The organism is Cupriavidus gilardii (genome assembly GCF_013347325.1).
GTDB lineage: Bacteria > Pseudomonadota > Gammaproteobacteria > Burkholderiales > Burkholderiaceae > Cupriavidus > Cupriavidus gilardii.
On the sequence record NZ_CP054624.1, the window covers coordinates 1,535,424 to 1,559,738 of the forward strand.

The following is a 24,315-nucleotide window of genomic DNA, read 5'->3' on the forward strand; positions in this document are numbered from 1 at the left end:
CCCGCGGCCGCGCGCCGACGCGGCCTTCACCGGACAGACCCTCGCATGCCCACTCCGCTCTGCTGTGCGCGCCGCTTCCATGCGGCGCACTATCCGACTCCACGCGATTTCTTCGACGCCGTCGCCAAAGGCAGCGGCGAAACCACTCTGCGGCGGATCGTCGTGGATCGCGCTCCGTTCTTCGTCGGCGGCCGGGGCTACAGGCTCGTCGCCGAGAATGTCGAACGTCCAGGCAGCGGCCGGCATGCCGACATCCGGCTGGAGCGCAACTGGCGCGAATTCGGCTGGTTCCGCCGCGTCGTGCTGACACTGCTGAGCTGCGTCGTGCCGCGCGACAGGCAGCGCTGCGAGCGGCCCACTCGCGGTCAACTTTGCGCGGTGTCGCACACCATCGCGCGGTTGCGACAGGGGGCCAGCGTCGCGGTGCCCGTTGTGGCGCGTCCCCGGGACACGCCGCCGCAGGCGGTCGAGCCGGAACCCTGCGCCGCGGAACCACGACCGCCGATTTCTCCGGTGCTGACGCCCGAAGCCGGCCGCGCAAGGATCAGGTTGTTGCTCGAGCGCATCGACAAGGCCAACTGTTGCAAGCTGTTCGCGAACAAGGCGAAGTGGTGCAAGGTCGTTCGCGCGATCGCCGGCAACGACCCGCCGGAGTGCCACGACGTCATCGCGGCAACGGTGCTGGCGCAGATGACGGCCGTGGTTACCTACCTGCGTCGCCACCGCATGGGGAACGCATCGGCCTATGCCGAGGTGATGGGCATTCTGCAGGCGCTGCACGACGCGGCCGAAGCCAACGACGACAAGCTCGCCGACCTTGCCGCTCGCCTGACCGCCGTATGGAAGCAGCACTGGTGGCGCGGGGAGATTCCGCCGTATTCGGCGTTCGCCGCCTTCCGGCTGCCCGGCGCCGTGGCCCGGCGCATCGGCGCCTTCTTGCGCGCCGACGCGCTGCTCTTCGCCAATGAACTATGCACGCTGGAGCTGCGCGACCGCCAGATCAAGCGTCTGATCGCCGCCGCGTCGGCAAAGCCGGCTCCCGCCGTCCCGGCCGACGGCGCCGACCGCGCCGCTCCCGCCGTCGGTCCGGCGGCCTCCTCGGCCGCTACGGCTTGAGCCGCATCGCCGGCGTGATCTGGCGCGGGTCGGTGCACAGTTCGAGCAGCGCCGGCTTGCCGGCGGCACAGGCGCGGGCGAAAGCGCCGGCAAACCCATCGGCACTGGTCAAGCGCTCCGCCCAGGCCCCGCAGGCCTGCGCCAGCGCGACGAAATCCGGATTGACGATGCCGGTGCCGCTGACGCGTCCCGGATAGCGCCGCTCCTGATGCATGCGGATCGTGCCGTACATGCCGTTATTGACGATCAGCACCACCACATTGGCGCCCACCGCGGCCGCGGTGGTCAGCTCCTGCGGATACATCTGGAAGCAGCCATCGCCGGCGAAGCAAACCACGGTGCGTTCGGGATGACGCAGCTTGGCCGAGATCGCGGCCGGCAGCCCATAGCCCATCGCGCCGCAGGTCGGCGCCAGCTGCGTGCGCGGACGGCGATAGGCGAAGTAGCGATGCAGCCAGACCGCATAGTTGCCAGCGCCATTGGTGACGATCGCATCGTCGGGCAGCGTGCGGTTCAGATGGTCGACCACCGCCGTCATGTCGACACCGGTGGCATCGGCGTGCGGCGCGGCCGGCGCGACGAAGCCCTGATGATCGGCGCGCGCCGCGGCGGTCCATTCGCGCCAGCGCACCGTGGCCGGCGCCTGCAGGCCGGCCAGCATCGCGGTGCCCGGACCGATGCCGGCGTGGATCGCCAGCTCGGGCTGGTAGACACGGCCCAGTTCCGCCGCATCGGCATGGATATGCACCAGCCGCTGGCGCGGCCGCGGCGGCTCGAGCAGCGTATAGCCGTCGGTTGCGACGTCGCCGAGCCGCGTGCCGAAGGCCACGACCAGATCGGCGCCGCGCACGCGTTCGGCCAGGCGCGGATTGACGCCCAGGCTCAGATGGCCGACGTAGTGCGGATCGCGATTGTCGAGCACGTCCTGGCGGCGAAAGGCGCAGGCCACCGGCAGATCCCAGGCATGCACGAAGCGCGCAAACGCGGCCGCGTCTTCGTCGCGCCAGTTGGCGCCGCCGGCGATCACCAGCGGACGCTGCGCCGCCGTCAGCAGTTCGCACAGCGCGGCGGCATCGGCCGCGGACGGCGAGGCGACCACCGGCCGATACGCGCCGGTGTCGCGGCAGACCGCATCGCCATCGAGCACGTCTTCTGGCAGCGCCAGCACCACCGGCCCGGGGCGGCCCGAGGTCGCGACCTGGAAGGCGCGCGCTACCAGCTCGGGGATGCGTGCCGGGTCGTCGATCTCCGCCACCCATTTCGCCATGCCGCCGAACATCGCCGCGTAATCGACTTCCTGGAAGGCTTCCCTGCCGCGGTGCTCGCGGGCAATCTGTCCGACGAACAGGATCATCGGCGTCGAATCCTGCGCGGCAATATGGATGCCCACGCTGGCATGCGTCGCGCCGGGCCCGCGCGTGACGAAGCAGATGCCGGGGCGGCCGGTCAGCTTGCCGTCGGCCTCGGCCATGTTCGCGGCCGCGCCTTCATGCTTGCAGACGATCAGATCGATCGCGGGCTGATCGTGCAGCGCGTCCAGCACGTCGAGGAAGCTCTCGCCCGGCACGCAAAACACGCGCTCGATGCCCTGGATGCGCAGCGCATCGACCAGGATGCGGCCGCCGCTGCGCGGCACGGGCGGCTGCGTGGCGGCGGAAGGATCCGGGGCATCCGGAGACAGGGACGAACGGAGATCGGCGGTAGGCTGGGTCATCGGCGGGCTCATCGAATCGCATCGGAAACGGAAACGGAAGCGGCCCCATTGTGCAGGCGATCGCCCAACGGGGTACGAGACAGGACCGATTATCGCGCCAAAATTTCGGGCCGCCGCGGCGCACCGCCGCCCGGGCAATGGCCGCGCGACGGCACGGCGCTTATCATGACTGCCCCGGGCCGCGCCGATGCCGGCAGCAAGCACGGGCGACAACAGAACGACGAGAGCGAGACGATGAACGACGCGAAGACCGAACCCCTGCTTCCGACCGCGGACCTGCACCGATGGGTCGCCGAACTCTGGCTGGCCGCCGGCTCCGACGCGCGCGAGGCAACGCTGACCGCGGACCATCTGGTCGGCGCCAACCTGAGCGGGCACGACTCGCATGGTGTCGGCATGATCCCGAAGTACGTGCTGTCCTGGCAGGCCGGAGAACTGCAGCTGAACCGCCAGGTCAGCGTGGTGCAGCAGGCCGGCAGCCTGCTGAGCCTCGATGGCAACCGCGGCATGGGTCAGGCGGTGACCGAGCAGGCCATGGCGATGGCAATCGAACGCGCACGCGAGCATGGCGTCTGCGTGATGGGGCTGCGCCATTCGCATCATCTGGGCCGCGTCGGCCATTGGGCCGAACAGGCCTGCGCGGCCGGCATGATCTCGATCCACTTCGTCAACGTGCTGTCCAAGCCGATCGTCGCGCCGCATGGCGGCTACGAGGCGCGCTATGGCACCAACCCGTTCACGATCGGCGTGCCGGTGCCCGGCGCGCCGCCGCTGGTGCTGGACTTCGCGACCAGCGCGATCGCGCTGGGCAAGGTCCGCGTCGCGCACAACAAGGGCGTGCCGGTGCCGCCCGGCTGCCTGGTCGATGCCGAGGGCCGCCCCACCACCGACGCCGGCGTGATGTACCCCGCCGATGGCGCCGCGCGCGGTGCGCTGCTCGGCTTCGGCGAGCACAAGGGCTACGTGCTGGCGATGATGTGCGAGCTGCTGGGCGCCGCGGTGACCGGCGGCCATACGATCCGTCCCGAGACGCTGACGCACCGCCACGCGGTCTGGAACAATATGCTGGCGATCGTGTTCGATCCGGCCCGGCTTGCCGACAGCACGGCGTTCGGCCACGAGGTGCAGGCCTTCGTCGACTGGGTGCGCGCGTCGCGCCGCCAGCCCGGCTGCGATGCGATCCTGCTGCCGGGCGAACCCGAACGCGAGGCGCGCCGCCGCCGCGCCGAGGCCATCCCGATCGATGCCGGCACGCTGGCCGAGCTCGACGACGCGGCGGCGCGGGTGCAAGCCGCGACCGGACGGTCGCCGGGTCCGTTGTCGCGGCTGTGCGGGCGCTGAGGTCTGCCGACGCTTCCCTTTCCAGACTGGAAAGCCATCGTCCGCTGTCTTTTTCGCTTCCCCTCTCTACCCAACGGAGCCCCCGATGCCCCATCTCGTCATCGAAATCACCGAAAACGCGCGCCTGAACTGCTCGCCCGAGGAACTGCTGGATCAGGCCAACGCCGCGCTGCTGGCCTCTGGCCAGTTCCAGGAGCCCGACATCAAATCGCGCTGCATCACGCTGCAGACCTATCGCCAGGGCACCGAACCGGTCGAGCGCGCCTTCGTCCATGGCCGGCTGTCGATTCTCGATGGCCGCGATCTCGCGACCCGGCAGGCGCTGGGCCAGGCGGTCTGCGAGGTGCTCGCCGAAGCCGTGCGCTCCGGCGCGAACAACACGCCGGTGCAGATCAGCGTCGAGGTGCGCGAGATGGAGCGGGCCAGCTATGCGAAGCAGGTGATCGGGAGCTGAGGCTCCGCCCGCCACGATGGCCGGCGGCGTCCGCTACTGCGATCTGATCGGAGCTACCGTCGGAGATGCCGTCGAGGATGCCGCAGGGGATGCGGTCGCCGCGGCAGTCGCCGGCGCGGATCCCGGCGCCGGCGCAGCGCTTCCATCCAGCCCCAGCACCGACAACATCACGCCGGTCTGCCACGCGAAATACGGGTTATAGGTGAGCCGCGCGTGCACCTTGCCGGGCTCCCGATAGCCCCAGTCCGAATACCAGACCTCGCCGCCGTCGACGCAGCGCCGGTACTCGGCCGGCTCCTGCCCGTTCAGGCACAGGCGCAACGATCCCTGCCGGCCATAGAGCGGATTGGCGTCGGAAAACAGCACGCCCATGTGCGAGAACTGGCTGATGCGCTCGGCCGGCAAGCGGTCCGGACGGACCAGCACGCGGCCGGCACTGGCATCGACCACCGCATCGGCGCCTGCGTTGCCCTCCCCCGCCCCATACCAGATCAGCCGGCTCGACGGATGCGTGAAGCGCGTGCCGAACACCTGCCTCACGTAGTGCGAGTCGACCACCGAATCGTGCTCGGCGACGATCAGCAGCGCCGGCTTGTCGTAAGGCCGTGCATTCAGCGCGGCGCGCGCCGCGACATTGCTGCGGTAGTACTGCGCGAAGCCGTTGGTCGGCGTGTTCAGATAGCGGACCGGCGTCTGCTGCGGCCGGTCGTCCCCGGTCGACAGCAGCCAGGGCACCACCGGCGCCAGCCACGGCGTCAGCCACTCCCACCGGCTGCCGGAGCGCAGCGCCGGCGATACCAGCAGCAGCCCGGCGACCTCCGCGTGTGCCTGCGCATAGTCCAGCACCAGATTGGCGCCGGTGGAAAAGCCGCCCAGATACAGCGGCCCCTTGCCGACGGTGTCCCGCAGCGCCGCGACCTGCTCGCGCAGCACGCGCTGCCAGTCTTCCAGCGTGACCCCCATCAGGTCCGACGGCGCGGTGCCATGGCCGGGCAGCAGCACCGTGCGCACCAGCAGGCCGCGTTCGGCCAACCGCGGCGCGATATCGACGAAGGACCACGGTGAATCGCCGAGCCCGTGCACGAGCAGCGCGCCACCGCGGGGCGGGCCGGCCGGGCGCCATTCGCGCGGCAGATTCCATTCGGTCTCGGCGCGCATGTCGGCCGAAACGTAGCGGCGCCGGCCTTCGAGCGCGGCCAGCGCTTGCGCGCGATGGGCGGCGAAGGTCGGTGCGATCGAAGGCCGGGGCGCCACCGCCTCGTGCCGCGCGGTGACGCTGCAGGCCGAAGCGAGCACGATCAGCCCGGCGGCGACCGGGATAATCGCGGCGGTCCCGAGGCGGCGGACACGGCTTGCCATGCGCACGCTCCGCGGCGTGCGCGTGCTGTGCCTGCCGATCATGCCGTGGCCGCCTGTGCCAGCGGAGGCAGGCTGTCGGACGTCGGCGCCTGCGGCGGCAGTGCCGGCAGCGTCAGGCCGATGCAGACCACGCCGCGCGACTGGCGCGCGAACACGGCGCCGCCGTGCATCGTGGCGATCGCCTTGACGATGGCCAGGCCAAGTCCGTGGTTCTGACGGCTGTCGGCGCGCGCGGTGTCGACGCGATAAAAGCGGTCGAACAGGCGGTCCATCTGCGCGGTCGACAGCGGATCGGCCTCGTTGCGCACCGCGATCGTCACCGTGCCGGCATCGTCGCCGATCTCGACCGCGACCGGCCGGCCGCGCAGGCCATGCTGCAGCGCATTGCCCAGCAGATTGGTGATTGCCCGCTGCAGCAGCGAGGCATTGACGCGCGCACGGGCGTCGCCGACGATCTCCAGCGTTGCGCCGGCGTCCTCGAACAGCATGTCGAGAAAGTCCGCGCTGCGCCGCACCTCGTGGGCGACCGACACCTCGACCAGATCGCGCGCCAGCGCGCCGCGGTCCGACTGCGCCAGGAACAGCATGTCGACGACGATGCGGCCGAGCCGCTCCAGGTCTTCCAGGTTCGACTGCAGGATGTCCTCCAGCTCCCGTACGCTGCGCGGGCGTGACAGCGCCACCTGGGTCTGGCCGATCACGTTGCCGAGCGGCGTGCGCAGTTCGTGCGCAACATCGGCATTGAAGGCCGACAGTTGCACGTAGGCGCGTTCGAGCTTGTCGAGCGCGCCGTTGAAGGCCAGCACCAGGCCCGACAGTTCGGCCGGCAGGTCGATATCGGGCAGCCGCTCGAGCTTGCGCGGATTGAGCTCGCCGGCATGGCGCGACAGCGCCTCGATCGGCGCCAGCCCGACCTTGGCGATGCGCCAGCCCAGCACCGCCACCGCCAGCACGCCGAGCGCCGAGCAGACGATCAGCGCGATGCCCAGCACGCGGCTGGTCTGGTAGAACGGCGCCTGGTCGACCGCGACCACCAGCGCCAGTGCGGGGCGCTCGTCCAGCGCGGGAATGATCCGCTTGAGCATCAGAAAGCTGCGGTCGTCGAACTGCACCGTCCAGACGTCCGGCGCACGCTGCTCGGTCACCGCGTCGCGCGGAAACGGCTTGCCGAAGCGGAAGCGCGGGTCCGGCGTGTCGACGAAGTAGCGCAGGCTGTCGTCCTCCGGCGTCATGCCGGTCAGCACCGCGCCGAAGCGCTCCCATTGCGGCTGCGTGCCGTAGTGCGCCGCCTTCGGGCCGATCAGCTGGAAGCGCGCCTCGAGCTCCTCGAGCTGGCGCTTCTCGAGCTCGACGCACTGGACGTAATACATCACGAAGCCGGTGACCGAGAACACCAGCGCCGCCGCGAGAGCAAACATCGCGGCCAGCCGCGTGGCGATCGAACGGCGGCGGCTCATGCGACTTCCTCGGCGCGGCACTCGAGCACATAGCCCATGCCGCGAATCGTATGCAGCAGCTTGGGCTCGCCCGGCCAGTCGAGCTTGGCGCGCAGCCGCTTGATCGCGACCTCGACCACATTGGTATTGCAATCGAAGCTGATGTCCCAGACCAGCTCCGTGATCGCCGTCTTCGACACGATCTGCGACTGGCGCCGCGCCAGCACCGACAGCAGCGTGAATTCGCGCGCGCTCAGATCGAGCCGCCGTGTGCCGCGCATCGCGCGCCGCGACAGCAGATCGATGCGCAGGTCGCCGACCGTCAGCTGCGACGGCTCGCTCTGGCGGCCGCGGCGGGTCAGCACGTTCAGGCGGGCCAGCAGTTCGAGAAAGGAAAACGGCTTGGCCAGGTAATCGTCGGCGCCGGCATCGAAGGCGTTGAGCCGGTCGTCCAGGTCGTCGCGCGCGGTCAGCATGATGACCGGCGTCTGCTGCTCGCGCCGCAGCGACTTGAGCATCGACACGCCGTCGAGGTCGGGCAGCATCACGTCGAGCACGATCGCATCGTAGGGCTCGGTACAGGCCATGTGCAGGCCGTCGACGCCGTTGGTCGCGGTGTCGACCACATAGCCGTTTTCCGACAGTCCACGGCGCAGATAGTCGACGGTCTTGATCTCGTCCTCTACCAACAACAGTTTCATGTGTCCGGCCCTCCCGTATCCGGAAAACTCGCGGAAAACCCGCGGAAAACTCGCGGAAAAAACGGCGGCAAGCGCGCGGCAAGGTCGTTGCCCGCCATGTCCGCGCCACCGGCGCGGGCCCGCCATTTCCGGACTATAGGTGAAAGCCGCCGGCCGAACCTGTCAGCGTTGTCAGCTTGCGGGCCGCACGCCGATGCTGTCCGGGGCTGGCATTGCCGCTGTCGCGTGCGATGCACCGCGCCGGCGGCATCCTGACGCAATTGTCAGGCTGGCGTCACCGCCGCGTCCGGCCCGGTTCGTAGACTGCTAACCGTGCTTGGCCAAGCCGTCTCCCCTCGTCAAGGTTCCCAGAACCACCCCGGATCCCAATCTGAAGGAGTGTTGCCATGACTCGACCGACACCAATCGCCGTTCCTCACCGACCGTCCGGCGCTCCGCCCCGTCCGCGTCCGCCGCTGGCCGCGCAGCGGCTGCGTGCGTTGCGCCAGCGCTGGCAGGCGCGCCGGCGCGCAATGCTGGCCGCGCTGCTGCCCACCGTCGCGATGATGATCGGCGCAACCGTCTCGCTGTCGGCCAAGGCCGCCCCGCGCAGCGCCGATCCGTACACGGACGGAGCGCGCAGCGCGACGCAGAAGTTCGATGTGTTCACCGAAGGTGCCAACCGGCTGGGCCCGCGCGACAGCTTCACGCAGGGCGGACATGCGCCGGACCATCGCGACCGCTTCAGCGACGGCGCGCATACGCAGGAAACGCCGGGCGACCATAGCGCCTGAGGCCGCCAGTACGCGGCCCCCGCCCTGCTTGCCGCGAACGGTGGGTGGGGCAAATGCCTGGCGGTTAATTGCAAACTGCAAAGGCGTCGTGCCGCAACGCGCCAACGAAAAAGGGAGCCGCAAGTGGCTCCCTTCTTCACTGCCTGCCGCGTCAGGCGTTTGCCCGTCGCGGCCACGTCGATGACGGATTACAGCGCAGCGTCCTTCAGCTTCTTCAGCGGACGGACCTTGACCTTGACGCTGGCCGGCTTGGCCGGGAACCAGCGCTCTTCGCCAGTGAACGGATCCTTGCCGAAGCGCTTCTTCTTGGCCGGCACCTGTTGCGCGGTGATCTTCAGCAGGCCGGGCAGCGTGAATTCGCCGGCGCCCTTCTTGTGCAGCGCGCTGACGATGGTGTTTTCCAGATGGGCGAGCACCGTCTTCACGGCCTTCGGCTCGACTTGCGTCTGCGCGACCAGGTGAGCGACCAGGCTGGATTTGTTGAAGGTGTCCTTCAGCGGACGCGGGGTTGCGGTTGCCGGCGCAGCGGCCTTCTTCGCGGCAGCCTTCACGGGCGCCTTGGTTGCCGGTGCCTTCTTGGTCGCGGCGGTCTTGGTTGCAGCTTTCGCGGTCGATTTCGCTTTGGTCGCCATATTGGTCAGATAGAGTTGAACGGTTGGCGCCGCAAACCCCGCGAAAACAGCGTACGGCTGCGGCGGCCACCGAATCATAGCGGAAAGTGACGCATTTCCAAGGGGGTTTGGCCCGTTACCCCCCTGAAACCCCGTAAAAACCCGGTAAAAAGTCCCGCCATCTGTCGCGCCGATGCATCGACGCATGGGCGTGGCATCGCGCGGCATCGCTTCGGCCAGGCCGATGCGATGGCGATTCAATGCGCGTGCGCATCCATCCGGTCGCGCGTATCGCGTGCCAGCCCCAGCGCAAACGCTGTCTCGGCGACCAGGAACAGGGGCCCGATCAGCAGCCCCACGAGGTCATCGACGAAGGCCGGCTTGCGCCCTTCGTAATAGTGGCCGATGAACTGGATGACCCAGCCGAGCACGAACAGGCCGATGCCGATCGCCAGCCAGGCGGCCGTCCACAGCTGGCCCAGCAGATGGCCGGCGTAGACGAACAGCGCGAGGATCAGCGTCATCGCGATGCCGAAGCCGGCCGACAGCCGCAGATAGAACAGGCACGACAGCAGGTACACCACGATGGCGGGCGTCAGTACCGCGGCACCGTCGCCGAGCGGCATCTGTGGCCGCGCCAGCAGCGTCGTGACGGCCAGCACGATCATCGGGATGCCGACGAAGTGCGTCGCCACGTTGCGGCGGTCGCGGTGATAGGCGGCGTATTGGGAGAGATGGTCGACCAGCGTTTTCATGGCGTCTCCTGCTGTCTGCGAACATGGCGAACGGCATGCCGCGGCGCGTTGCGAACGCGTTACGGCCAGGCACGATCGATTTATAGTAATGGCCACGCCAGACGCGGTCTGTCCGAATTTTGACAGTCCGGCTTTCGCCCCCTGGCCCCACCGACGCAGCGCGGCCTCGGCTCGCACGTTGCGCTGCGTCGCGATGACGATGGAGACCACCATGGGCGTCCCGCCCCTCGCCTGCCCCACGCGCGCTCCCGCCGACGCCGCCGAAGGCGTCGATGCGCTCTCCCCGCTGCGCAGCGGAAGCTGGTTTCGCGGCCTGCCCGCGGACATGCGCGCGGCCCTGCTCGAGGCCGGCACGATACGCCGGCTCGAACCGGGCGAGGTCCTGTTCCAGCGCGGCGATCCGTTCGACGGGCTGTACGCGGTGATCGCCGGCGCGGTGCTGGTGCATGCGCACGATGCCGGCGGCAAGGCCGCGCTGCTGGGTCTGCTCGAAGCGGGCGCATGGTTCGGCGAGATCTGCCTGTTCGACGGGCTGCTGCGCACGCATGACGCCCGCGCAGCGACGCGCGCGGCGGTCTGGCACGTGCCGCGCGCCCGGCTCGACGCCATGCTCGCCGCGCAGCCGTCGTGGTGGCGCGAGTTCGGCAAGCTGCTGGCCGGCAAGACGCGCGAGGCGTTCCGCTATGTCGAGGAGGCCCAGCTGCTGCCGCCGCTGGCGCGCACCGCGCGGCGGCTGGCGGCCATCGCGCGCTCCTACGGCGACACGCCCGCCGCCGCGCCGGATCGCACGCGGCAATCCCACCGCTCGATCCATCTGCCGCAGGAGCAGCTGGCGCAGATGCTCGGCCTGTCCCGGCAGACCGTCAATCATGCGCTGCGCGAACTGGAGGCACGCGGCCTGCTGAGGCTGCGCTATGCCGATATCGAACTGCTCGACCTGTCGACCCTGGAGACCTTGACGTGACCACACCGGTGAACCCGTCCGGCCAACCGGCCCTGGATGCCGCTCGGCTCGACGCCTATCTGCATCGCATCGGCCTGCAAGAACGCCCTGCGCCCAGCCGCGAGGCGCTCGACGCGATCGTCGCCGCGCATCTGCGGCGCATCCCCTTCGAGAATGTCGACGTGCTGCTCGGACGTCCGATCGATATCGCGCTCGACGCGGTCTTCGACAAGCTGGTGACGCGCGAACGCGGCGGCTACTGCTTCGAGCACAACACGCTGTTGGCCGCCGCGCTGACCGCCCTCGACTTCGAGGTCGTGCCGCTGGCCGCGCGCGTGCGCTACGGCGTCGAGGAAGGCGTGCCGACGCCGCAGTCGCATCTGCTGCTGCGCGTGCGTGTCGGCCATCGCGACTACATCGCCGATGTCGGTTTCGGCGGCCCCAATCCGCCGTGCGCGCTGCCGCTGTCCGAACCGGCGCCCGAGGGGCTGCCGTACCGGCTGGTCGGCGCGCCGCCCGGCGCGGCATCGAGCGGCGCCTTTCATCTGCTCGATCTCGAACTGGCCACCGCCGACGGCTGGGCCAAGCTCTATCGCTTCGACCTGTCGCCGCAGGCCTGGATCGATTACGCGGCGCGCAACTGGTATGTCTGCACCCATCCGGACAGCGTGTTCCTGCATCGCCTGATGGCGGCGCGCACCGACGGCCAGGTCCGCCTGACGATGACCAACGGCGAGCTGACCGAGCGCGATGCCGATGGCGCCAGCCGCCACGTGCCGCTGGAAACGCCAGCGGAGATCGTCGCCACGCTGCGCGAACGGATCGGCGTGCGGCTCGACGACGAGACGGCGGCCGGCTTGCGGGAATGGCTGGCGCGGCGCGCCTGAGGCACGGGGGCGCGCACCGCGCACCGTGCAGCGCTCACCATGGACCATGCACGCCGTGAATCCCCCGCAGAAAGAATGCTGATAAGGGCCGAACAACGTGCGCCGGCCTGTGGACGCGGCCCGACCCACCGACCATAATGTGCCGATCGCCGCCGCCCTGGCATCGCGGGCGCGGCGCCACACCAACATCAGAATCCAACGGAAAACGGGATCGGTAGAGGAGACACCCCATGTCATTGTTCGATCTGAGCGGCAAGGTCGCCATCGTCACCGGCTCCTCGCGCGGCATCGGCCGTGCGATCGCCGAGCAGATGGCGGTCCAGGGCGCCAAGGTGGTCATTTCGTCGCGCAAGGCCGAGGCCTGCCAGGAAGTCGTCGACGCCATCAACGCGAAGCACGGCGACGGCACCGCGATCGCCGTGCCGGCCAACATCTCGTCAAAGAGCGATCTGCAGCACCTGGTCGACGAGACCAATCGCGTGTTCGGCAAGATCGACGTGCTGGTCTGCAATGCCGCGTCCAACCCCTACTACGGCCCGATGGGCGGCGTCACCGACGAGCAGTTCCGCAAGGTGCTCGACAACAACGTGATCTCGAACCACTGGCTGATCCAGATGGTCGCGCCGCAGATGATCGACCGCAAGGATGGCTCGATCATCATCGTGTCGTCGATCGGCGGCCTGCGCGGCTCGCCGACCATCGGCGTCTACAACATCTCGAAGGCCGCGGATTTCCAGCTCGCGCGCAATCTCGCGGTCGAATTCGGCCCGCACAACGTGCGCGTCAACTGCATCGCGCCGGGCCTGATCAAGACCGACTTTGCCCGCGCGCTGTGGGAAGACCCGGTGCGCTACAAGCAGTCGACCGAGAATGCCCCGCTGCGCCGCATCGGCGAACCGATCGAGATCGCCGGCGCGGCGGTCTACCTGGCCTCGAGCGCCAGTTCCTTCATGACCGGCCAAGCGCTGGTGGTCGACGGCGGCGTGACGATCTGAGCGGCGCCCCGCTCGCCGTCCGATGGCAACGCCGACCCTTGGCTCGCAGGGCAGTGCCGACGGCAGTTCGCCGGCCTGGCCGGCCATCTCGCTGGCCGAAGCCCATGCCCGCCTGACCGCTGCGGGCGCACCGTTCGAAACCGAGGTGCGCGAGATCCGCGGCATTCCGACCACGGTGTGGAAGCACGCGCCGCCGACGCTGCGCGACCTGTTCCTGCAGGCCCGCGCGCGAGGCGAGCGCACCTTCGTCGTCTACGAGGACCAGCGCGTCTCCTATGCGGGCTTCGCGCGCGCGGCGCTGGCGATCGCGCATGCGTTGATCGAGGACGGCGTGCGCCCCGGCGATCGCGTCGCCGTGGCGATGCGCAACCTGCCCGAATGGCCGGCCGCGTTCTACGGCGCGCTGCTGACCGGCGCCATCGCGACACCGCTGAACGCCTGGTGGACCGGCCCCGAGCTGCAATACGGCTTGAGCGATTCCGGCTGCAAGGCCGCGATCGTCGACCACGAGCGGCTCGAGCGGCTGCGCCCCCATCTGGCCGACTGCCCCGCGCTGGTGCGCATCCATGTCTGCCGTGGCGGCGGCGATGCCGGCGATGGCGCCATTGCCGTGGTTGGCGACCCGCGTGTGGTGCCGCTGGAGCGGACCACCGGCGACGTGATGGCCTGGGACCGGCTGCCCGAGCTGCCGTTGCCGGACGTGGCGATCGACCCCGACGACGATGCGACGCTGTTCTATACCTCCGGCACCACCGGCAAGCCCAAGGGCGCCATCGGCACGCACCGCAATGCGACCACGGTGGCCTTCTGCGGCGGCTTCGGCCCGGCACGCAATTTCCTGCGCCGCGGACAGCCGATTCCCGAACCCGACCCGCTGGCACCGCAGAAGTCGACGCTGCTGTCGGTGCCCTTTTTCCATGTGACCGGCTGCATGTCGGTGCTGAACGGCGCGCTGCACGCCGGCAGCAAGATCGTGCTGATGCGCCGCTGGGACGCGCTGCGGGCGATGGCGCTGATCGAGCGCGAGCGCTGCACGGTGGCCGGCGGCGTGCCCACCATCGCCTGGCAACTGGTCGAGCATCCCGAGCGCGAGCGCTTCGACCTGTCCTCGCTGGAGAACGTCAACTACGGCGGCGCGCCGGCTTCGCCCGAGCTGGTCCGCCGTATCGTCGAGGTGTTCCCGAAGTCGATGCCGGGCATCGGCTGGGGCATGACCGAGACGTCGGCCACCTTCACCAGCCACAACGCCGAGGAATATCTGCATCGGCCCGACAGCAGCGGCCCCGCGCTGCCGATCGGCGAGATGAAGGTCGTCGATGGCCGCGGCCGCGCGCTGCCGCCCGGCGAGGTGGGCGAGTTGATGGTGCGCGGCGCCAATGTCGTGCGCGGCTACTGGAACAAGCCCGAGGCCACCGCCAGCACCTTCGTCGACGGCTGGCTGCGCACCGGCGACATCGCGCGGCTGGACGAGGAAGGCTTTCTCTATATCGTCGACCGTGCCAAGGACATGCTGATCCGCGGCGGCGAGAACATCTATTGCATCGAGGTCGAGAGCGCGCTGTACGCGCATCCGGCGGTGATGGACGCGGCCCTGGTCGGCATTCCGCACCGCACGCTGGGCGAGGAGCCGGGCGCGGTGGTCGGCGTCAAGCCGGGCGCCAGCGTCACCGAGGCCGAGCTGCAGGCCTTCGTCGCGCAGCGGCTGGCGGCGTTCAAGGTGCCGGTCCGCGTGATCGTGCGCAACGAGACGCTGCCGCGCAATGCCAACGGCAAGATCCTGAAGTCGGAGCTGCGCAAGCTGTTCGACAATGGCGCGGCCGTGTAGCCGCGCGCAACGCGCCCCATCACGACCACCGGGAGCCCCGATCTTGGCCACTGCCGCTTCGCCAATCCGCGCCGCCTGGCGCGGCACGCTGTCCTTGTTCGTTGTCGCCGCCGCGCTGGCGGGTGCCGCCGGTTGCGCCAGCCAGGCGCCCATCAGCCGGGCCGGCCACGTGCCGGAACTGCGGCCGGGCGTCGTGGCCGGCTATCTGCAGGCGGACCAGCGTCCCGACAGCCTGCGGCTGGTGCCGCCACCGCCTGCGTCCGGCTCCGAGGCATTCGCCGCGGACGAGGAAGCCGCACGCGCGAACCTGGCCAGGGCCGGCAGCCCACGCTGGCAAGTGGCCGTGGAAGACGCCAACCTGAAATTCCCGCAGGCGGCCGAGACCTTCTCCTGCGCATTGGGCGTGCCGATCAACGAGCGCGATACCCCGCAGCTCTACATGCTGCTGCGGCGCAGCCTGGTCGATGCCGGCCTGTCGACCTATCGCGCCAAGGACCACTACCGGCGCCAGCGCCCCTTCCTCGTCAACCATCTGCCGACCTGCACCCCGGACGAGGCCGCCAGGCTGTCCAGGGACGGCTCCTACCCGTCCGGCCACAACGCGGCGGGCTGGGCCTGGGCGCTGATCCTGACCGAGGTCGACCCCGAGCGCGCCGACGCGATCCTGGCGCGCGGACTCGCCTACGGCCAGAGCCGCCTGGCCTGCAACGTGCACTGGCAGAGCGATGCGAACCAGGGCCGCGTCATGGGCGCGGCGACGGTCGCGCGCCTGCATGCCGATCCGACTTTCCGCGCCGACCTCGCCGCGGCCCGCACCGAGGTGGCGGCCGCGCGCGCCAGGGGCCTGAAGCCGGCGCGCGACTGCGCGGCCGAACGCGCTGCGCTCGGTCAGTAATGCCGCGCGCGCGTCAGCGCAGCGGGATCGGCGTGGCGGCCTCCACCGGCACCGCCGTCACGCTGTTCTTCGGACTGCCCGACACGATGCGGTCCGAATAGGTCAGGTAGACCAGCGTGTTGCGCTTGCGGTCGACCACGCGGACCACATGCAGCGTCTTGAACAGGATCGACATGCGTTCGGAGAACACGTTGTCCTGCTGGCGCAGCGGCCCCTTGAAGCCTATCTTGCCGACCTGGCGGCAGGCGATCGACGCCTCGGCCGGATCCTCGGCCATGCCCAGCGAGCCCTTGATGCCGCCGGTGCGGGCGCGCGAGACGTAGCAGGTGATGCCATCGACTTCGGGATCGTCGTAGGCCTCGATCACGACGCGATCGGAACCTGTCACGCGGAAATGCGTGTTGACGCTGCCGATCTCTTCGGCATGCGCGGGCGCGACCGAGACAAACGCCAGCGCACCGACCAGCGCGGCAACCAGCGATGCCGCCGAGCATGCGGTCATCGGACGACGGAATGCACGCGCCATGATCAGCTCACCGCGCCCTGGATCTGGTCGTGCCGGCGCTCCATCTCCTGGCGCAGCTGGCGGCGCAGTTGCGCGGCGGCGAAGCGCTGGCGCTCGACCTCGTCGCGCGGCACCAGCGTCGGCACCTCGGCCGGCTTGCCGTCGTCGTCGACCGCGACCATCGTGAAATAGCAGCTGTTGGTATGGCGCACGAGCTTGCTGCGGATGTTCTCGGTGATGACCTTGATGCCGATCTCCATCGAGCTGCGGCCGGTGTAGTTGACCGCGGCGAGGAAGGTCACCAGTTCGCCGACGTGGATCGGCTGGCGGAACACCACCTGATCGACCGACAGCGTGACGACATAGCGGCCCGCGTAGCGGCTGGCGCAGGCATAGGCGACCATGTCCAGATATTTGAGGATGGTGCCGCCGTGGACATTGCCGGAGAAATTGGCCATGTCCGGCGTCATCAGCACGGTCATCGACAGTTGATGCGAGAGGTCGTTCATCGGGAGCGGCGCGAGGAATCGGCGCGGGTGGGTTGAGAATGCGATGGAATCCGGCGGTGGCGCAATGCGCTTGCAGGATGCGAGTGTAGCGCGGCGCGGCGACGGCGGCGCCAAATGAAAAAAGCGGCCCACATGGGCCGCTCTCCCGGTTGGCATCCGCTGGATGCCCGCTCTTACTTCTTCTTGTTCACAGCGTCCTTGAAACCCTGGCCGGCAGAGAACTTGACCGTCTTGGCGGCCGGAATCTTGATCGTTTCGCCGGTGCGCGGGTTGCGGCCGGTGCGGGCGGCGCGCTTGCCGGCGCCGAAGCTGCCGAAGCCCACCAGCGTGACCGAATCTCCCTTGGCAACCGCCTTCTTGATGTTTTCCAGCGCGGCGTTCAGGGCGCGCTCCGCTGCAGCGTTGCTCAGTTCCGCGTCTGCGGCGATGGCAGACACCAGTTCACCTTTATTCATGGCTGTATCCCTTGTTGGTCGTCGTCACCGGTGACCAGCCTGAGCCGTTTCACCGACCGGCGCAGTCTAATCCGCCGCTTGCGCATTGGGCAATCCCCAGTCGCACCGACGCAACGAAAATGCCGGAAATCCTTCCGTCAAGCGGCTTTCGGGGAGATTTACCCCCTCAATTCCGCGCTTTGGCGCGGCGCCGACAGCGGGTTATCCCCAACCCGTGGGGCGACCGGCAAACGGCCGACGGCGGGACCCCCTGCCCTCTTCTACTCGGCGGCGGCTACCGCGGCCGATCGGCGGCCGAGCATCCGCATCAGCACCGCCCCGATGCCGCCGATGGCCATCACCACGCCCAGCGGCAACGCGGTGCCGTCGTGCCACAGGCTGACCGCGGTGCCGGCCAGCGTGCCCATGCCGAATTGCAGCGTGCCCATCAGCGCCGACGCGGTGCCGGCGCGGTGGCCCTGATGCGCGAGCGACAGCGCCGATGCGTTCGGCATGATGCAGCCCAGCGCTGCCACGTAGACGAAGAATCCGATCAGCAGCACCGGCAGCGTCGCCACGCCGGCGAGATTGGCCAGAGCCAGCAGCAGGCCCGCTGCGCACGGCGCGGCCAGCGCGAGCCGCAGCACGCGATCGAGCGAGCGGCCGCGCACCAGTGCGGCATTGAGCTGCGACATCGCGATCAGGCCGAAGGCATTGGCCCCGAACACGAAGCCATAGTGGGAAGGATCGATGCCGTGCAATTCGATCAGCACGAAGGGCGAGCCGGCGATATAGGCAAACATGCCCGATTGCGCAAAGCCGGCGCACAGCGAATAGCCAAGGAATTCCCGGTCGCGCAGCAGCGCGCCGTAGTTGCGGAAGACCTCGCCCAGGCGCAGCGGGATCGCGCGTCGCGGATCGAGCGATTCTTCCAGCCGGAAATGCACCAGCAGCAGGATCATCGCGCCGACCGCGGCCATCACCCAGAAGATCGCGCGCCAGCCGAGCGCGGTCAGGATCGCGCCGCCGAGGATTGGCGCCAGGATCGGCGCGAGACCCATCACCAGCATCAGCGACGAGAACGCGCGCGCGGACTCGTGCGCCTCGAGCCGGTCGCGCACCATCGCACGCGCCATCACCATGCCGGCGCAGCCGCCGGCGGCCTGCACGAAGCGCCAGGCCATCAGCGCCTGCGCGTCGCCCGCCAGCGCGCAGGCGACCGAGGCCAACACATAGAGGCTGAGCCCCACGTACAGCGGAGCCTTGCGTCCGAAGCGGTCGCTGACCGGACCGTAGAACGACTGCCCGATCGCCAGGCCGACCAGGAAGGTGCCAAGGGTCAGTTGCACGCTGCCGATATCGACGCCGAGATCGGCGGCCAACGTCGGGAACGCCGGAAGGTACATGTCGATCGACAGCGGCGCCAGCGCGGTCAGCGATGCGCAGATCAGCAGCCAGAGCGGGAAGCGCGGCGTCGTGGCCGCGCGGGAGGATTGGGTCATTGCAAAGGGGAAGATGTCGTCCGCGCCGGCATGCGACAGAGCAGCGAACAGCCGCGCGGCAAGGCACTGACGGACGAGGGAAACGACGTCAAGCGAAAGGCGCAATTGTTGCACACCGTGATGTATCGCGCGCCGGCGGGTTCCGCCTCAGGGGGCCGGCAGGTACAATGCACCCGGTCGACACACTGCCGGTCCATCTTCATCGCCGGTCTCGATCGCGGGACTTCAGCGCAGCCCCAGCCCCGTGCCGTTCCAGGCGTTCTTTCCCTGCATGCGAACCAAATCGAACCACACGACTGCATCGATCGCCCGAGGAATGTCGGCCTCCATCGGGATCGCTACCGCCACCGGATTGCTGTGGGCCTCGCCGGCCTGCGCGGCGCCGGTCACGGCGCGTACCATCGCGGCGCATCCGGCCGCGAGCGCGGCCGTGGTCGTCGATGAAGCCGATTCGCTGACCCGCATGCTGCGCGGCGCGGCCACCGGCCAGAACACCGGCGCGGCCGGCGTCCCCGAATTCCTGCGCAGCTCGCGCCGGCCCGACACGGTGCTGGCGCGCGCCTGCCGGCAGCTCAACGATGCGCTGCCGATCGAGATCGACAAGGAAACGCGTCTGCGCCGCTGCCAGGCGGTGCCCGGCAAACACATCCTGTTCCAGCTGGAATTGACCAACTACAGCGGGCCGATGCTCGATCTGGCCAGCTTCGAGGTCAGCTATGCCGCGCCGCTACAGCGCAATATCTGCGCGAACCGCGACGTCGAGATCCTGACCAAGCTGGGCGTCAGCATGATGTTCCGCTACATGACACGCAAGGCCCGCGGCGAACGCCGCGTCGGCGACGTCTATATCAACGGGCCGATCTGCACGGCGGCGTTGCGCTGAGGCGATTCGTCCCGCGCTGGCACTTCCCGCGCTGACACTGTTTCGGCCTGGGGTGTTCTCCCTCCCCCCCTTCAGGGGGAGAGGGCTGGGGAGAGGGATGGTTTCAAGCGCGATCGCATCACCATCGCCCTCGCCTTCTCCCAACCTCTCTCCCGTAAGCGGAGAGGGGAATCATCGGCACGCGTGAATCACCGATCTTTCAAGCCGCCGCACTGCCCCGCGGGCGCAGGGGCACGACGTTGGCCGCGCGGCGCAGCAGCGCGCGCGTGGCCTTCCAGCCGTCGTCGGCCAGCGGCGACGACCAGACCGCCTCGTGCAGGCGCGACAGCGCCAGTGGATCGTTCAGCAGCAGCAGCTTCTGCCTGGCGCTCAGATTGTCCGGTCCATTGGTCAGCGCCTGCTGCACCAGCACCGCATGCTGGCGCTGCGTGGCCGCGGGCTGCACCACGCGCGCGGTCGCGGTCGCGCACATCAGCGCATTGGTGACCGGATCGACTACCGCGTCGACGAAGCCCGGCGTGTCGCCGGCCTCCGCCACATGGCGCTGCGTGTCGACGATCTCGCGCGGCGGCTCGGCCTCCTCGGGAATCACGAACAGGCCGGCACGGCGCGTGGCACGGCCGAGGCTGACGCGCGAGAGCCAGACCGACAGCGGGATCGACAGCGCCAGCGCGCCGACGATCGGCAGCAGCCACCAGACGAAGCCCGGATCGAGCCAGTACACCAGCGCGCCCCAGCCCAGGCCCAGCACCGTGTGCCAGCCGTGGCGGCGCACCGCCTCGCCCCAGGTCGTCTCGGCGTCCTCGCGCGGCGGCGACTTCCACGAAATGCCCCAGCCGATATAGGCGGCCAGCACGAACTGCGTATGGAACAGCATCCGCACCGGCGCCAGCAGCGCCGAGATCACGACCTCGATCAGCATCGACAGCATCAGCCGCAGCGCCCCGCCGTAGCGGCGCGCCTGCTTCATCAGCAGCACCACGCCGAACAGCTTGGGCAGGAACAGCAGCGTCGCGGTCGCCGAGAACAGCGCCAGCGCCTTCTCCGGATGCCACTCGGGCCAGTTCGGATAGAACTGATAGGGCTGCGAGAAGTATTCGGGCGGCACCAGCGCATGCTTGGCCAGCATCGCGGTCGACAGCAGCAGGAACAGGAACCACAGCGGCGCCGACAGATAGGCCATCACGCCGGTCAGGAACACCGCGCGGTGCACGGCGTGGAAGCCCTGCTTCATCCACAGCCGGAAGTTCATCAGATTGCCCTGGCACCAGCGGCGGTCGCGCTTGACCTCGTCGAGCAGGTTGGGCGGCAATTCCTCGAACGAGCCCGGCAGATCGTAGGCGATCCACACGCCCCAGCCGGCGCGGCGCATCAGCGCGGCCTCGACGAAATCGTGCGACAGGATCTCGCCGGCCAGCGGACCCTTGCCGGGCAGCGGCGCCAGCGCGCAATGCTCCATGAAGGGCTTGATGCGGATGATCGCGTTGTGGCCCCAGTAGTGCGATTCGCCCAACTGCCAGTAATGCAGGCCGGCGGTGAACAGCGGCCCGTAGACGCGCGTGGCGAACTGCTGCACGCGCGCGTACATCGTCTCGCGGCCGGTCGCCAGCGGCGCGGTCTGGATAATGCCGGCGCCCGGGTTGGCCTCCATCAGCCGCACCAGCGTGGCCAGGCAATCGCCGCTCATCACGCTGTCGGCGTCGAGCACGACCATGTAGCGGTACTTGCTGCCCCAGCGGCGGCAGAAGTCGGCGACGTTGCCGGTCTTGCGCTTGACGCGATGGCGGCGCCAGCGATAGAAGATGCGGCCGAAGCCGTTGACGGCGCGGCAGGTCTCCATCCATGCATCGGTTTCCGCGGTGCGCAGATCGGGATTGCCGCTGTCGGACAGCACGAAGAAATCGAAGTGGGCCAGCTCGCCGGTGCGCTCCAGCGATTCGTAGGTCGCGCGCAGTCCGGCGAAGACGCGGGTCACGTCCTCGTTGCAGATGGGCATGATCACCGCGGTGCGGGCCTCGTCCGCGATCGGCGCGTTGCCGCTCGCGGAGCGCGAGATCAGATGACGGTCCCCCCCCTTGGCCAGCACCAGGAAGCCCATCATCGCGGTCCAGAAGCCGGCCGAGACCCACGAGAACAGCACGGTGAACAGGCCCAGCGTGATCATCTCGAGGGTGTCGTTGCCCTTGTACGGCAGCACCGTCGACATGAAGTACGTCGCCATCATCGTCTGCACGATCACCAGGAACAGCAGCACCCAGCGGCGGTGCGCGCCGGCCGGATGCCACTTGCCCTCGGCATCGGGACCGTCGTGCAGCGTATCCCATGTCTCGGGAACGGGCGGCTTGCCGAGCAGCCTGCGCACGCCGTTGCGAACGAAGGCCGCGACCAGGTGCGGCGGCCACGGCCGCGGCACCATCGACGCGCGTTTGGGCTCGGGGCCGGTGGCCACATGGACGGTGCCGTCGGCACGCCGCTCGATCAGCGGTTCGCCGCCGATCTTCGGCTCGCCATAGGCCAGTTGCAGGCGCCGCTCGATCGAGCCGTAGGCCGCGCCCGCGGGCGAAGCCGCGCCGTCGCCGTTGGCCAGCGCCTTCTGCAGCGAACGCACGCCGGGATCGTCGCCGGTGGCATCGCCCTTGATGACGATGCCTTCATGCAACGCGGTATCGGCGAGCAGGTCGCGGCGCTGTTCCGGCGATACCGGCAGGCGGTCGACATAGCGCTCGCACGCCGCCGCGGCCGAGCGCTGCTTTAGCCTGGGGGTAAGATGTAGCTCCATGTCTCTGACAGGGTTGTGTTGCCGTTGCGAAGATAGCCGCGCAACTCGACCGGCTTGTTCTCGTCCTTGCGGCGCAGGAACATCGTCATGCGCCAGCCACCGGTGGCCTCGTTGCGCTGCGTCGTCGTGCGCAGCAGTTCGGCGTTGCCATCGGCCGATACCACCGCATCCAGATGCGCGGCGGGATCGAGCTTCTTGAAGGCGGGGCCTTCGAAGTCCACCAGCAGCGAGAAGCTGTTGTCTTCCTTGTTGCGGGTCAGCCCCTGCCCGCGGCGGGTCTGCGTGACCCACGACAGCGGCGGCATGCGCTCGCGATCCTTCTGCCACAGCAGCCGGTATTCGAGATCGAACGGCTGCTTCGGCTTGGGCGGATTGTCGGGGACCCAGTAGGCCACGATGTTGTCGTTGGTCTCGTCCGGCGTCGGGATCATCACCAGCTCGACGCGGCCCGAACCCCAGTTGCCCCGCGGTTCGACCCAGCCGCTCGGCCGGCGTTCATACCATTCGCCGATTTCCTGGTAGCTCGAGAACGAGCGGTCGCGCTGCATCAGGCCGAAGCCCTGCGGATTGGTCGCCGAGAACGAGGTCACCAGCAGGCGTTTCGGATTGACCAGCGGACGCCAGATCCATTCGCCGGTACCCAGCTGGATCGACAGGCCGTCGGAGTCGTGCACCTCGGGACGGAACTCCGGCGCGGCCGGCGGCTGGTTCTCGCCGAACAGATACATGCTGGTCAGCGGTGCCAGCCCCAGCTTGGTGACGTTCTCGCGCAGATAGAGGCGCGCCTTGACCTCGGTCTCGGTATCGGTGCCCGGCTTGATGACGAAGCGATAGGCGCCGCTCATGCGGCGCGAATCCATCAGCGCATAGATCACCAACTGCTTGTCCCCGGGTGCGGGACGCTCGATCCAGTACTCGACGAAGCGCGGAAACTCCTCGCCCGACGCGAGCGCGGTGTCGACGGCCAGGCCGCGCGCCGACAGGCCGTACCACTGGTCCTTGCCGACGCCGCGGAAATAGCTCGCGCCGACGAAGGACACCACCTCGTCCTTGTGCTTGCCGTTGACCGGATGCAGCACGCGAAAGCCCGCAAAGCCCAGGCCCTTGAGCATCTCGGGGTCGAACTTGTGCGAGCCGTAGTTGAAGTCCGCCGGATTGAAGCGCATCTCGCGCACGCGGTTGCCGGTGACCTCGTTGATCTTGACGGGCTGGTCGAACACCATGCCCTCGTGGAAGAACGACAGCTCGAACGGCAGCCTGGTATTGCGCCAGACGAAACGTTCGGGCTTGTACTGGATCTCGCGATAGCGCGGATACGACAGCTCGCGCAGCTCGGTCGGCAGATGGGCCTTGGGCGCCTTGTACGGGGAATTGGCCAGCTGGCGCGCGCGCGCCGCCACGGTATCGAAGCTGAACGCATGCGCCGCCATCGCGAAGCAGGCCAGCGCACCGGCACACAGCCAGCGTCCCAGTCGCAGCCCGTCGAAGCGCGTCGGCGACATCGGCCGGCGCGAACGGGCGGAAAGCGGCGGAGAAATGGCGGAGTCGATCATGAATGCCGTCATCAAAGGCGGTAGTCGGTAATGCAATTGGTTATTCGGGAAGCCGCGGACAGTGGCGCGGAAACTCGTCGATGGCCAGGCCGGATGACCGGTGCCTGAGCCGCCCCGTGACGGACTATGCCGGGGGCTGTGACTTGGGTGACGCTTGGAAGGTATTGGATTTGCTGCAATGCGGGACAAAACCTTAACAAATTTGCCTACCAAAAGTCACGTTTCGATCACGCAACGGTTGCAACAATTTGAAACGATTGTTGATTATTCGTCTCTTGACTGATCAACGTCGGGTATCCTCCTCATGACTCGAATGACGCCGGCATTGCACCGCAACAGACCGGC

At 68.8% G+C, this 24,315-nt stretch carries 22 protein-coding genes; 10 read left to right on the plus strand and 12 right to left on the minus strand.

Going from position 1 to position 24,315, the window contains the following annotated elements; genetic code table 11:
• The first annotated feature begins 45 nt into the window (after window positions 1-45).
• Window positions 46-1,116 carry a hypothetical protein gene (locus FOB47_RS07000; protein ID WP_174780409.1) on the plus strand — a complete coding sequence of 357 codons (1,071 nt, stop codon included), beginning with the start codon at window positions 46-48 and terminating at the stop codon, window positions 1,114-1,116.
• Here the strand turns inward: FOB47_RS07000 and FOB47_RS07005 are convergent.
• Window positions 1,106-2,830, minus strand: coding sequence for a thiamine pyrophosphate-binding protein (locus FOB47_RS07005; RefSeq protein ID WP_174780410.1), 1,725 nt, complete (start codon window positions 2,828-2,830; stop codon window positions 1,106-1,108). The two genes, FOB47_RS07000 and FOB47_RS07005, sit on opposite strands and share 11 nt — an antisense overlap.
• Before the next feature lie 234 nt (window positions 2,831-3,064).
• Between FOB47_RS07005 and FOB47_RS07010 the strand changes: the two genes are divergently transcribed.
• Window positions 3,065-4,171, plus strand: a complete 1,107-nt coding sequence (locus FOB47_RS07010; protein ID WP_174780932.1) for a malate/lactate/ureidoglycolate dehydrogenase — start codon at window positions 3,065-3,067, stop codon at window positions 4,169-4,171.
• Between the two features lie 85 nt (window positions 4,172-4,256).
• Window positions 4,257-4,625: a 5-carboxymethyl-2-hydroxymuconate Delta-isomerase gene (locus FOB47_RS07015; protein WP_053823721.1), complete on the plus strand. Its 369-nt coding sequence runs from the start codon at window positions 4,257-4,259 to the stop codon at window positions 4,623-4,625.
• A 33-nt stretch (window positions 4,626-4,658) separates the two neighbouring features.
• Here FOB47_RS07015 and FOB47_RS07020 read toward each other — a convergent pair whose 3' ends face one another.
• Genes FOB47_RS07020 through FOB47_RS07030 form a run of 3 tightly spaced genes read right to left on the minus strand, consistent with a single transcriptional unit; the run spans window position 4,659 to window position 8,121 of the window.
• Window positions 4,659-5,984 (minus strand): alpha/beta hydrolase, encoded by a 1,326-nt coding sequence (locus FOB47_RS07020; RefSeq protein ID WP_244959185.1) that lies wholly within the window; start codon window positions 5,982-5,984, stop codon window positions 4,659-4,661.
• Window positions 5,985-6,022: 38 nt separating this feature from the next.
• Window positions 6,023-7,441, minus strand: coding sequence for a heavy metal sensor histidine kinase (locus tag FOB47_RS07025; protein WP_174780411.1), 1,419 nt, complete (start codon window positions 7,439-7,441; stop codon window positions 6,023-6,025).
• A complete protein-coding gene (locus tag FOB47_RS07030) occupies window positions 7,438-8,121 on the minus strand; it encodes a heavy metal response regulator transcription factor (protein ID WP_006580091.1) in 684 nt (227 codons plus the stop codon). The genes FOB47_RS07025 and FOB47_RS07030 overlap by 4 nt, the downstream gene beginning before the upstream one ends.
• A 386-nt stretch (window positions 8,122-8,507) precedes the next feature.
• Here FOB47_RS07030 and FOB47_RS26115 point away from each other — a divergent pair, with 386 nt between their 5' ends.
• Complete coding sequence (locus FOB47_RS26115; protein ID WP_244959186.1) at window positions 8,508-8,894, plus strand: hypothetical protein; 387 nt, start codon at window positions 8,508-8,510, stop codon at window positions 8,892-8,894.
• Window positions 8,895-9,082: 188 nt separating this feature from the next.
• Here FOB47_RS26115 and FOB47_RS07040 read toward each other — a convergent pair whose 3' ends face one another.
• Entirely contained in the window at window positions 9,083-9,526 is a 444-nt protein-coding gene (locus FOB47_RS07040; RefSeq protein ID WP_023264950.1) for an HU family DNA-binding protein, read from the minus strand.
• Window positions 9,527-9,762: 236 nt separating this feature from the next.
• Entirely contained in the window at window positions 9,763-10,260 is a 498-nt protein-coding gene (locus FOB47_RS07045; RefSeq protein ID WP_174780412.1) for an Mpo1 family 2-hydroxy fatty acid dioxygenase, read from the minus strand.
• A gap of 211 nt (window positions 10,261-10,471) precedes the next feature.
• Between FOB47_RS07045 and FOB47_RS07050 the strand changes: the two genes are divergently transcribed.
• The 5 genes from FOB47_RS07050 to FOB47_RS07070 all read left to right on the plus strand — a co-directional run bounded on the left by FOB47_RS07050 (window position 10,472) and on the right by FOB47_RS07070 (window position 15,805).
• Window positions 10,472-11,224: a Crp/Fnr family transcriptional regulator gene (locus FOB47_RS07050; RefSeq protein WP_174780413.1), complete on the plus strand. Its 753-nt coding sequence runs from the start codon at window positions 10,472-10,474 to the stop codon at window positions 11,222-11,224.
• A complete protein-coding gene (locus tag FOB47_RS07055; protein ID WP_244959187.1) occupies window positions 11,221-12,090 on the plus strand; it encodes an arylamine N-acetyltransferase family protein in 870 nt (289 codons plus the stop codon). Before FOB47_RS07050 ends, FOB47_RS07055 begins: the two co-directional genes overlap by 4 nt.
• A gap of 230 nt (window positions 12,091-12,320) precedes the next feature.
• Window positions 12,321-13,085: an SDR family oxidoreductase gene (locus tag FOB47_RS07060; RefSeq protein WP_053823718.1), complete on the plus strand. Its 765-nt coding sequence runs from the start codon at window positions 12,321-12,323 to the stop codon at window positions 13,083-13,085.
• A gap of 22 nt (window positions 13,086-13,107) precedes the next feature.
• Window positions 13,108-14,910: a class I adenylate-forming enzyme family protein gene (locus FOB47_RS07065; protein WP_053823717.1), complete on the plus strand. Its 1,803-nt coding sequence runs from the start codon at window positions 13,108-13,110 to the stop codon at window positions 14,908-14,910.
• A 43-nt stretch (window positions 14,911-14,953) separates the two neighbouring features.
• Window positions 14,954-15,805, plus strand: a complete 852-nt coding sequence (locus FOB47_RS07070) for an acid phosphatase (RefSeq protein ID WP_338031293.1) — start codon at window positions 14,954-14,956, stop codon at window positions 15,803-15,805.
• 13 nt (window positions 15,806-15,818) lie between these two features.
• Here the strand turns inward: FOB47_RS07070 and FOB47_RS07075 are convergent, their stop codons facing one another.
• The 4 genes from FOB47_RS07075 to FOB47_RS07090 form a co-directional block, all read right to left on the minus strand.
• Window positions 15,819-16,331 carry a CreA family protein gene (locus FOB47_RS07075; protein ID WP_174780415.1) on the minus strand — a complete coding sequence of 171 codons (513 nt, stop codon included), beginning with the start codon at window positions 16,329-16,331 and terminating at the stop codon, window positions 15,819-15,821.
• 2 nt (window positions 16,332-16,333) lie between these two features.
• The gene (locus FOB47_RS07080) at window positions 16,334-16,819 is read right to left on the minus strand and encodes an acyl-CoA thioesterase (protein WP_006577832.1); all 486 of its coding nucleotides are present in this window, start codon (window positions 16,817-16,819) and stop codon (window positions 16,334-16,336) included.
• A gap of 173 nt (window positions 16,820-16,992) precedes the next feature.
• Window positions 16,993-17,274 carry an HU family DNA-binding protein gene (locus tag FOB47_RS07085; protein WP_006577833.1) on the minus strand — a complete coding sequence of 94 codons (282 nt, stop codon included), beginning with the start codon at window positions 17,272-17,274 and terminating at the stop codon, window positions 16,993-16,995.
• A 260-nt stretch (window positions 17,275-17,534) separates the two neighbouring features.
• Window positions 17,535-18,755 carry a Bcr/CflA family multidrug efflux MFS transporter gene (locus FOB47_RS07090; protein WP_053823715.1) on the minus strand — a complete coding sequence of 407 codons (1,221 nt, stop codon included), beginning with the start codon at window positions 18,753-18,755 and terminating at the stop codon, window positions 17,535-17,537.
• A gap of 316 nt (window positions 18,756-19,071) precedes the next feature.
• On the opposite strand from FOB47_RS07090, the gene FOB47_RS07095 reads away from it, so the two are divergent.
• Window positions 19,072-19,638 carry a hypothetical protein gene (locus FOB47_RS07095; protein WP_053823714.1) on the plus strand — a complete coding sequence of 189 codons (567 nt, stop codon included), beginning with the start codon at window positions 19,072-19,074 and terminating at the stop codon, window positions 19,636-19,638.
• Between the two features lie 199 nt (window positions 19,639-19,837).
• Here FOB47_RS07095 and mdoH read toward each other — a convergent pair whose 3' ends face one another.
• Together mdoH and FOB47_RS07105 are read right to left on the minus strand one after the other, a co-directional pair.
• Window positions 19,838-22,417 carry a glucans biosynthesis glucosyltransferase MdoH gene (mdoH, locus tag FOB47_RS07100; protein ID WP_151023263.1) on the minus strand — a complete coding sequence of 860 codons (2,580 nt, stop codon included), beginning with the start codon at window positions 22,415-22,417 and terminating at the stop codon, window positions 19,838-19,840.
• Window positions 22,390-23,919, minus strand: a complete 1,530-nt coding sequence (locus FOB47_RS07105; protein WP_276512681.1) for a glucan biosynthesis protein G — start codon at window positions 23,917-23,919, stop codon at window positions 22,390-22,392. Before FOB47_RS07105 ends, mdoH begins: the two co-directional genes overlap by 28 nt.
• Between the last annotated feature and the right edge of the window lie 396 nt (window positions 23,920-24,315).

Coding starts and splice junctions, on each gene's coding strand:
- FOB47_RS07030 (WP_006580091.1), bottom strand. CDS start 8,121: ATGAAACTGTTGTTGGTAGAGGACGAGATCAAGACCGTCGACTATCTG.
- FOB47_RS07015 (WP_053823721.1), top strand. CDS start 4,257: ATGCCCCATCTCGTCATCGAAATCACCGAAAACGCGCGCCTGAACTGC.
- FOB47_RS07080 (WP_006577832.1), bottom strand. CDS start 16,819: ATGAACGACCTCTCGCATCAACTGTCGATGACCGTGCTGATGACGCCG.
- FOB47_RS07065 (WP_053823717.1), top strand. CDS start 13,108: ATGGCAACGCCGACCCTTGGCTCGCAGGGCAGTGCCGACGGCAGTTCG.
- FOB47_RS07025 (WP_174780411.1), bottom strand. CDS start 7,441: ATGAGCCGCCGCCGTTCGATCGCCACGCGGCTGGCCGCGATGTTTGCT.
- FOB47_RS07005 (WP_174780410.1), bottom strand. CDS start 2,830: ATGACCCAGCCTACCGCCGATCTCCGTTCGTCCCTGTCTCCGGATGCC.
- mdoH (WP_151023263.1), bottom strand. CDS start 22,417: ATGGAGCTACATCTTACCCCCAGGCTAAAGCAGCGCTCGGCCGCGGCG.
- FOB47_RS07000 (WP_174780409.1), top strand. CDS start 46: ATGCCCACTCCGCTCTGCTGTGCGCGCCGCTTCCATGCGGCGCACTAT.
- FOB47_RS07020 (WP_244959185.1), bottom strand. CDS start 5,984: ATGGCAAGCCGTGTCCGCCGCCTCGGGACCGCCGCGATTATCCCGGTC.
- FOB47_RS07045 (WP_174780412.1), bottom strand. CDS start 10,260: ATGAAAACGCTGGTCGACCATCTCTCCCAATACGCCGCCTATCACCGC.
- FOB47_RS07090 (WP_053823715.1), bottom strand. CDS start 18,755: ATGACCCAATCCTCCCGCGCGGCCACGACGCCGCGCTTCCCGCTCTGG.
- FOB47_RS07085 (WP_006577833.1), bottom strand. CDS start 17,274: ATGAATAAAGGTGAACTGGTGTCTGCCATCGCCGCAGACGCGGAACTG.
- FOB47_RS07075 (WP_174780415.1), bottom strand. CDS start 16,331: ATGGCGCGTGCATTCCGTCGTCCGATGACCGCATGCTCGGCGGCATCG.
- FOB47_RS07060 (WP_053823718.1), top strand. CDS start 12,321: ATGTCATTGTTCGATCTGAGCGGCAAGGTCGCCATCGTCACCGGCTCC.
- FOB47_RS07040 (WP_023264950.1), bottom strand. CDS start 9,526: ATGGCGACCAAAGCGAAATCGACCGCGAAAGCTGCAACCAAGACCGCC.
- FOB47_RS07010 (WP_174780932.1), top strand. CDS start 3,065: ATGAACGACGCGAAGACCGAACCCCTGCTTCCGACCGCGGACCTGCAC.
- FOB47_RS07050 (WP_174780413.1), top strand. CDS start 10,472: ATGGGCGTCCCGCCCCTCGCCTGCCCCACGCGCGCTCCCGCCGACGCC.
- FOB47_RS07105 (WP_276512681.1), bottom strand. CDS start 23,919: ATGTCGCCGACGCGCTTCGACGGGCTGCGACTGGGACGCTGGCTGTGT.
- FOB47_RS26115 (WP_244959186.1), top strand. CDS start 8,508: ATGACTCGACCGACACCAATCGCCGTTCCTCACCGACCGTCCGGCGCT.
- FOB47_RS07095 (WP_053823714.1), top strand. CDS start 19,072: ATGTCGGCCTCCATCGGGATCGCTACCGCCACCGGATTGCTGTGGGCC.